Origin of the sequence: Streptomyces erythrochromogenes (assembly GCF_040684695.1) — a bacterium.
In the GTDB taxonomy this organism is placed as follows: domain Bacteria; phylum Actinomycetota; class Actinomycetes; order Streptomycetales; family Streptomycetaceae; genus Streptomyces; species Streptomyces erythrochromogenes_C.
On sequence record NZ_JBFBGM010000028.1, the window covers coordinates 102239 to 110199 of the forward strand.

The following is a 7961-nucleotide window of genomic DNA, read 5'->3' on the forward strand; positions in this document are numbered from 1 at the left end:
TAACTCCTTGAGCTAGTGGGGTGCCTAGTTCTTGGTGATCATCGAGCGGACGAAGAAGAGCAGGTTGGCCGGCTTCTCCGCGAGGCGGCGCATGAAGTAGCCGTACCAGTCCGTCCCGTACGCGGTGTAGACGCGCATCCGGTGGCCCTCGGCGGCCAGCCGCAGGTGCTCCTCGCTGCGGATGCCGTAGAGCATCTGGAATTCGTACTCGTCCAGCTTGCGCCCGGCCTTGCGGGCGAGCTCCTGGCCGATGGCGATCAGGCGCGGGTCGTGGGACCCGATCATCGGGTAGCCCTCGCCGTCCATCAGGATCTTCAGGATGCGGACGTAGGCCTTGTCGATCTCGGCCTTGACGAGGTACGCGACCTCGGCGGGCTCCTTGTAGGCGCCCTTGACGATGCGCACGCGGCTGCCGTTGGCGGCCAGGCGGCGGGCGTCGGCCTCGGTGCGGAAGAGGTACGCCTGGATCACGCAGCCGGTCTGCGGGAAGTCCTTCCGCAGCTCCTCGTGGATGGCGAACATCGAGTCGAGGGTGGTGTGGTCCTCGGCGTCCAGCGTCACGGTGGTGCCGATGGCGGCGGCGGCCTCGACCACCGGGCGGACGTTGGCGAGCGCCAGCTCGTGGCCGCCCTCCAGGGCCTGGCCGAACATGGACAGCTTGACGGACATCTCGGCCTTCTCGCCGAGGCCGAGCTCCGCGAGGCGCTCGATGAGCAGGAGGTAGGCGTCACGCGCGGCGTAGGACTGCTCCACCTCGGTGATGTCCTCACCGACGACGTCGAGGGTGACCTCCAGGCCGGCCTGCGTGAGGTCCTCCACGATCGGGATGACCTGGTCGACCGTCTCGCCGGGGATGAAACGGTTGACCACGGGCTTGGTCACCGGGGCGGCGGAGACGATACGACGCATCTTGTCGCTGCGCGAAGCGGCGAGGATCACGGGACCCAGCACGGGGCACCTCCAGCGGGTGGCAGAAGAAAAGCGCAAGTAAAACCACCGTGAAACCTAAGGATCGCTTTGATCCTCTGCCATCGACAGCTGTCACGCATCCGTGTCCGCGATCTCATACATCTGTCTGAAGAGTCGGGCCGCGGGTGGGAGAATGTCCGCGTGAAGGGCGATTACCAGGACCTGGTGGACGAGATCTCGGCGCTGCTCGGCGCCCCGGCGACCCTGGAGAACCGGGACTTCCGCCTGATCGCCTTCGGCGCCCACGACAGCGACAGCGATTCCGGCGAGCTCACGCTGGACCCCGTGCGGACCCGGTCGATCCTGACCCGGCAGTCGACGGCCGCCGTCCGGGCCTGGTTCGAGGGCTTCGGCATCGCCCGCGCCACCGGCCCCGTCCGCATCCCGGCCGCGCCCGACGCGGGGGTGTTCCGGGGGCGGATCTGCCTGCCGGTGCGGTCCCGGGGCATCGTTCAGGGCTACGTGTGGCTGCTCGACCAGGAGCCCGGCAAGCCCGGCCCCGACCCTGCGGCGCTGGCCGCGGCCATGGAGGTGGCCCAGCGGATCGGGGTGCTGCTCGCCGAGGAGGCGAAGGCGGGCGCGGACCTGTCACGGGAGTTCCAGGCGGTGCTCACGGCCGGGCGGGGGTGGCAGCAGGACATGGCGGTGGCCGCGCTGCGGGCCGCCCTCGGACCGGGCGGCGACGGCCTGCACGCGGCGGTCTGCGTCGCGCCGTGGCCCGGCGAGACCCCGGCGTCCGTGCCGGGCGCGGCGGCCGTGTGCGTCGTGCCCCTGCGGGGCGGTGGCGCGGGCGAGCCGGGCGACGCGGCCGCCGCCGGGCCCGCGGGCGGCCTGGCCCTGGCCGTACTGCTCCGGCTGCGGTCGACGGACGCGCTGGCTCCGGCGCTGACGGCCGTGGCGCGGCTGCTGCCGCGGGCCGCGGAACCGGCCGCGGCCGCGGCGGGCAGTGCGGCCGGTGCGGGCACGGCCGGATCCCGGGGCAGTGCGGGCACGGCCGGATCCCGGACCGGTGCGGGCACCGCAGGATCCCGGGGCGGGGTGGGCGCCGCCGGATCCCGGACCGCGGCGGCGGCCGGCGCGTCCACGGGGACCGGGTCCGCGGGCCCGACCGGCCCGCAGCGGATGACCGCGGGCGTCGCCGACCCCGTCCGCGGCCTCGCCGAACTGCCCGCCGCCTGGGAGCAGGCCATGGCCGCGGCCCGCGCGGCCGCGGCCGAGCCGCGCTTCGGCCCGGTCGCCCAGTGGGCGCAGATCGGCCCGTACCGGCTGCTCGCGAGCCTGGCCTGCGACCCGGTGGACGATCCGGCGGCCCGGACCCTGCTCACCCCCGCCCACCGCGAACTCGCCCGCACCGCCGAGGTGTTCCTGGACTGCGCCGGCCAGGCGGGCCGCGCCGCCGCCGCCCTCGGCATCCACCGCCAGACCCTCTACTACCGCCTCGGCCGCGTGGAACAACTGACCGGCCTCGACCTCGACGCGGGCGAGGACCGCCTCCTGCTCCACATGGCCCTGAAGGCCTCCCGCCTGGCCTGAGGGGGCACCCGGGGCGTCACGGCGCGGGCCCGGCCCACTCAGCCGGTCTGCTCCTGCGGCCGGGCCATCATCCCGGCGGCCCGTCGCATGCCCTCGGTGAACTCCTCGGCCGTGGCCGCCGATTCCGGGTCGAAGAGCCACTGGATCATCAGGCCGTTGAGCAGCGCCTGGTAGAAGGTGCCCAGGGTGCGCACGTCCCGCTCGTCGAGCTCGTCCTCCGGGGTGCCGGTGAGCATCGAGATCAGCCCGCGGCGCCCCTCGGCCTGCGAGGCCGCGAGCATCTCCCGCAACTCCGGCCGCCGGTCGCGGCCGAGCGCCACCTCCAGGCTCGCCGCCCAGACGGGCGCGGACTTCTCGTGCTGCGCGAGGACGCCTTCCCACAGGGCGCGGAAGCGCTCCAGCGAGCCGCCCTCACCGGCCAGGCCGTCCTGGAAGGGCGCCCCCCACTCCTCCATCAGGCCGATGAAGGCCTCGGCGAGCAGGGCGTCCTTCGAGCCGTAGTGGTAGCCGATGGAGGCGAGGTTCGTCCCCGAGGCGCTCACGATGTCGCGCGCGGTCGTGCGCACGAACCCCTTTTCCACCAGGCACTTCTTGGCGCCTTCGAGCAGATCTTCGCGGTGTCCCATGACCTCACGGTAGCAAGACAACTGTCCTAGACGGCAGTTCTATACAAGCGTCATAGACAAGCGTTTTATACGTGTGTATGTTTCTCGGCATGACGAACCCCGCCGCCACAGCGCGACGCGCCGGCCGCCGCGAATGGACCGCCTTCACCGTCCTGCTGCTGCCCCTGCTCCTGGTCTCGATGGACGTCTCGGTCCTCTACTTCGCCATCCCGGCCATCACCGAGCAGCTCGACCCGAGCGCCACACAGCAGCTCTGGATCTTCGACAGCTACGCCTTCGCCCTCTCCGGTCTGCTGATCACGATGGGCTCGCTCGGCGACCGGATCGGCCGCCGCAGGCTGCTGCTGATCGGCGCGACCGCCTTCGGCCTCGCCTCGATCGGCGCCGGCTGCGCCACCAGCGCCGAGATGCTCATCGCGGCCCGCGTCCTGCTCGGCATCGGCGGCGCGACGCTGATGCCCTCCACGCTGGCCCTCGTACGGAACCTCTTCCAGGACGACCGGCAGCGCGGCAAGGCCATCGCCCTCTGGTCCGGGGCCATGACCGGCGGCATCGCCCTCGGCTCGGTGCTCAGCGGCGTGATGCTGAACCACTTCTACTGGGGCTCCGTCTTCCTCATCAACGTGCCCGCCATGCTGCTCCTGCTGCTCCTGGTCCCGGTCCTGGTACCGGAGTTCAAGGACCCCGCCCCCGGCCGCTTCGACCTGTGGTCCGTCCCGCTCTCCATGGCCGCCGTACTGCCAGTCGTCTACGGGCTCAAGGAGATCGCCGCCGAGGGCTTCGAACCCCTCTACCTGGGCTGCCTCGCCGTCGGCCTGGCCTTCGGATACGTCTTCCTCCGCCGCCAGCGCACCCGTGACGACGCCATGGTGAGCCGGACGCTGTTCCGGGGCCGCGGTTTCGGGGCGGGCATCGGCCTGAACACCGTCGCCGCCTTCGCCATGATGGGTTCGGCCTACTTCACCACCCAGTACCTCCAGTCGGTGCTCGGCATGGGCGCCCTGGAAGCCGCGCTGTGGAGCCTGGCGCCCTCCGTCGTCATCGGTGCATCGGCCCCCGTCTCCGCGGCCCTCGCCCAGAAGGTGGACCGGGCCCACGTCGTCGCCGGCGGGTTCGTCCTCGCCGCCACCGGATTCGCGCTGATCGGCCTGGTGGGCACCGACTCCCTGTGGCTGCTGCTGACCGGCGCGGGCGTCCTGGCCTCGGGCATCGTCACCGTGATGTCCCTGGTCTCCGACATGGCCCTGGGTGCGGCCCCCGCCGAGAAGGCCGGTTCCGCCGCCTCCCTGCTGGAGACCGGTACGGAGTTCGGCGGCGCCCTGGGCATGGCCGTCCTCGGCAGCCTGGGCACCGCGGTCTACCGCAGCGACCTGGCCGGCGCCGAGCCCGCCGCACGGGAGACCCTCGGCGGCGCCGTCGCCACCGCCCACCGGCTCGGCGGGGCGGCCGGCGAGCAGCTCCTGACGTCGGCCCGCGAGGCCTTCGTCCACGCGATGCAGTACGCGGCCTGGGGCGGTACGGCGCTGCTGCTCGGGGCGGCCGTGCTCGCCGCGGCCCTGATGCGGGGGATCGGCGCCCCGGCCGCGGCGCGGCCCGCCCGGGCCGCCGGGGCGCGGGAGCACGAGACGACGTACAACTGACCGGTGCGGCGCGGTGCGTCGGACGCACGGGGAACGAGCAAGGGCCCGGGGTCTCCCCCGGGCCCCTCCTCATGTCACTGCCGCGGCGGCGTCAGGCGAGGCTGACGGTGCGCGCCGAGGCGGCGCCGATCTCGGAGGCGATGTCCGCGAGGACGCCCGCCGGCACCTCTGCGTCGACGGTGAGGACCGCGAGGGCCTCGCCGTGCTCCTCCGCACGGGCGACCTGCATGCCCGCGATGTTCAGGCCGCCCTCGCCGAGGACGCGGCCGACGGTGCCGACCACGCCGGGGCGGTCGGTGTAGCGCAGGACGACCATGTAGTCGGCGAGCGCCAGGTCCACGTCGTACTCGCCGATGCCCACGATCTTCTGAAGGTGCTTCGGGCCCGCGAGCGTGCCGGAGACCGAGACCTCCTGACCGTCCGACAGGGTGCCGCGGACGGTCACCACGTTGCGGTGGTCCGGGGACTCCGAGCTGGTGGTCAGGCGCACCTCGACACCGCGCTCCTGCGCGAACAGCGGGGCGTTGACGTAGGAGACCGTCTCGTCGACGACGTCCTCGAAGACACCCTTGAGCGCGGACAGTTCGAGCACCTTGACGTCGTGCTGGGTGATCTCGCCGCAGACCTCGACATCGAGGCGGACCGCGACCTCGCCCGCGAGGGCGGTGAAGATGCGGCCGAGCTTCTCGGCGAGCGGCAGACCCGGACGGACGTCCTCGGCGATGACGCCGCCCTGGACGTTGACCGCGTCCGGTACGAGCTCACCGGCGAGGGCGAGGCGCACCGACTTGGCGACCGAGACACCGGCCTTCTCCTGGGCCTCGTCCGTGGACGCGCCGAGGTGCGGGGTGCAGACGACCTGGTCGAGCTCGAAGAGCGGGGAGTCCGTGCAGGGCTCCTTCGCGTACACGTCGAGGCCGGCGCCGGCGACGCGACCCTCCTTGATGGCCGAGTACAGGGCGGCCTCGTCCACGATGCCGCCGCGCGCGGCGTTGACGATGCGGACGGACGGCTTGACCTTGTGCAGGGCCTCGTCGCCGATGAGACCGAGGGTCTCGGGCGTCTTGGGCAGGTGCACCGTGATGAAGTCGGCGACCTCCAGCAGCTCGTCCAGCGTCAGCATCTTGACGCCCATCTGGGCGGCGCGCGCGGGCTGGACGTAGGGGTCGTACGCGACGATCTTCATGCCGAAGGCCGACATGCGCTGGGCGACGAGGACACCGATGCGGCCGAGGCCGACGACACCCAGGGTCTTCTCGCTGAGCTCGACACCCGTGTACTTGTTCCGCTTCCACTCGCCGTTCTTCAGGGCGGTGTTGGCCTGCGGGATGTTGCGGGCGGTGGCGACGAGCAGGCCGCAGGCGAGCTCGGCGGCGGTCACGATGTTCGAGGTCGGGGCGTTGACGACCATCACGCCGGCCTTGGTGGCGGCGGAGACGTCGACGTTGTCCAGACCGACGCCGGCACGGGCGACGACCTTCAGCTTCTTCGCCGCGGCGATGGCCTCGGCGTCGACCTTCGTCGCGGAGCGGACGAGGATCGCGTCGACGTCGACGATCGCGGGAAGCAGCTCCGCGCGGTCGGCTCCGTTGACGTGCCGGATCTCGAAGTCCGGACCGAGCGCGTCCACCGTGGCGGGCGACAGCTCTTCGGCGATGAGTACGACAGGTTTCGAGCTCACGTGGGTCATCCTCACAAGTCCAGTGCGGACGGCCGTCCCGACGGCCGCAGGCGGTGGAGGGGGTAGCCGCGTGGAAGACGCACGACACTGTGGGCCTGACGCGTATGTGTTGAGCAGTGTAGTGGCGCGGGCGGACCGGTTTTCCGCCTGTACGGAAGGATCACTCTTCCGTGGTTGGCCGGGGTGGACAAGCGGCCCCCGCGAGGGCGGCGGCCCCGGCGCTCCGGTCACCGGTGCGGCAGGTGCCGTACCGCACGGTGATGCGCGGCGGGGCCGGGACTCGACCGTCCCGGCCCCGCCGCCACGAGATCAGCTCTCGTCGTTGTCGACCCAGCTCATCAGCTTGCGCAGCTTCTTGCCGGTGGTCTCGAGCAGGTGCTCGGAGTCGGCCTTCTTGTACTCGTTGTACTTGGGCAGACCGGCCTTGTACTCGGCCATCCACTCCTCGGCGAACTTGCCGCTCTGGATCTCCTCGAGGACCTTCTTCATCTCGGCCTTGGTGGCGTCGGTGATGACGCGCGGGCCGGTGATGTAGTCGCCCCACTCGGCGGTCTCGGAGACCGACCAGCGCATCTTCTCCAGGCCGCCCTCGTACATGAGGTCGACGATGAGCTTCAGCTCGTGCAGGCACTCGAAGTAGGCGATCTCCGGCTGGTAGCCCGCCTCGGTCAGGGTCTCGAAACCGGCCTTGACCAGCGCGGACGCACCACCGCAGAGGACGGCCTGCTCACCGAACAGGTCGGTCTCGGTCTCCTCGGTGAAGGTGGTCTTGATGACGCCGGCGCGGGTGCCGCCGATGCCGGCCGCGTAGGAGAGCGCCAGGTCGAAGGCCTTGCCGGTGGCGTCCTGCTCGACGGCGGCGATGCACGGAACGCCGCGGCCCTCCTCGTACTGGCGGCGGACCAGGTGACCGGGGCCCTTCGGGGCGACCAGCGCGACGTCCACGTTGGTGGGGGGCTTGATGAAGCCGTAGCGGACGTTGAAGCCGTGGCCGAAGAAGAGCGCGTCGCCCTCCTTGAGGTGGTCCTTGATGGACTCCTCGTAGATCTCGGCCTGCAGCGGGTCCGGGGTGAGGATCATGATGACGTTCGCCCACTCGGCGGCCTCGGCCACGGGGACGACCTTCAGGCCCTGCTCCTCGGCCTTGGCCTTGGACTTCGAGCCCTCCTTGAGGCCGACGACGACGTCGACGCCGGAGTCACGGAGCGACAGCGCGTGGGCGTGGCCCTGGCTGCCGTAACCGATGACCGCGACCTTGCGGCCCTGGATGATGGACAGGTCGGCGTCGTTCTCGTAGAACAGCTCGGCCACTGGGATATCTCCTTGGTGCGCTGGTGTTGCTCCCACCGTACGGCGGGGAACGGAATCTGAGTTTGTCGGTCTCGCTATGCGGGCCGAGCGTGTCCGGAGCGGCCTGACGCGGCCGCCGTCATGGGCCAGCTGCGGATCGTCCTGCGCGCGTACGCCGCCGAGGGACACTCGCCCGGCACCGTCATGGCCAGGGCGTCCGTC

6 protein-coding genes are annotated in these 7961 nt (G+C 71.5%); 2 read left to right on the top strand and 4 right to left on the bottom strand.

What is annotated here, in order from left to right; all coding sequences use genetic code 11:
- Nucleotides 1–24 precede the first annotated feature (24 nt).
- Nucleotides 25–951: a proline dehydrogenase family protein gene (locus AB0O53_RS31410; protein WP_365200124.1), complete on the bottom strand. Its 927-nt coding sequence runs from the start codon at nt 949–951 to the stop codon at nt 25–27.
- 159 nt (nt 952–1110) lie between these two features.
- On the opposite strand from AB0O53_RS31410, the gene AB0O53_RS31415 reads away from it, so the two are divergent.
- Entirely contained in the window at nt 1111–2502 is a 1392-nt protein-coding gene (locus AB0O53_RS31415) for a PucR family transcriptional regulator (RefSeq protein ID WP_365200126.1), read from the top strand.
- A 38-nt stretch (nt 2503–2540) separates the two neighbouring features.
- Here the strand turns inward: AB0O53_RS31415 and AB0O53_RS31420 are convergent, their stop codons facing one another.
- Nucleotides 2541–3128: a TetR/AcrR family transcriptional regulator gene (locus AB0O53_RS31420; protein WP_350987779.1), complete on the bottom strand. Its 588-nt coding sequence runs from the start codon at nt 3126–3128 to the stop codon at nt 2541–2543.
- Nucleotides 3129–3217: 89 nt separating this feature from the next.
- Between AB0O53_RS31420 and AB0O53_RS31425 the strand changes: the two genes are divergently transcribed.
- The gene (locus AB0O53_RS31425; protein ID WP_365200129.1) at nt 3218–4768 is read left to right on the top strand and encodes an MFS transporter; all 1551 of its coding nucleotides are present in this window, start codon (nt 3218–3220) and stop codon (nt 4766–4768) included.
- A gap of 91 nt (nt 4769–4859) precedes the next feature.
- Here the strand turns inward: AB0O53_RS31425 and serA are convergent, their stop codons facing one another.
- Nucleotides 4860–6449, bottom strand: coding sequence for a phosphoglycerate dehydrogenase (gene serA, locus AB0O53_RS31430; protein WP_350987781.1), 1590 nt, complete (start codon nt 6447–6449; stop codon nt 4860–4862).
- Nucleotides 6450–6758: 309 nt separating this feature from the next.
- Nucleotides 6759–7760 (bottom strand): ketol-acid reductoisomerase, encoded by a 1002-nt coding sequence (ilvC, locus tag AB0O53_RS31435; protein WP_030664757.1) that lies wholly within the window; start codon nt 7758–7760, stop codon nt 6759–6761.
- Between the last annotated feature and the right edge of the window lie 201 nt (nt 7761–7961).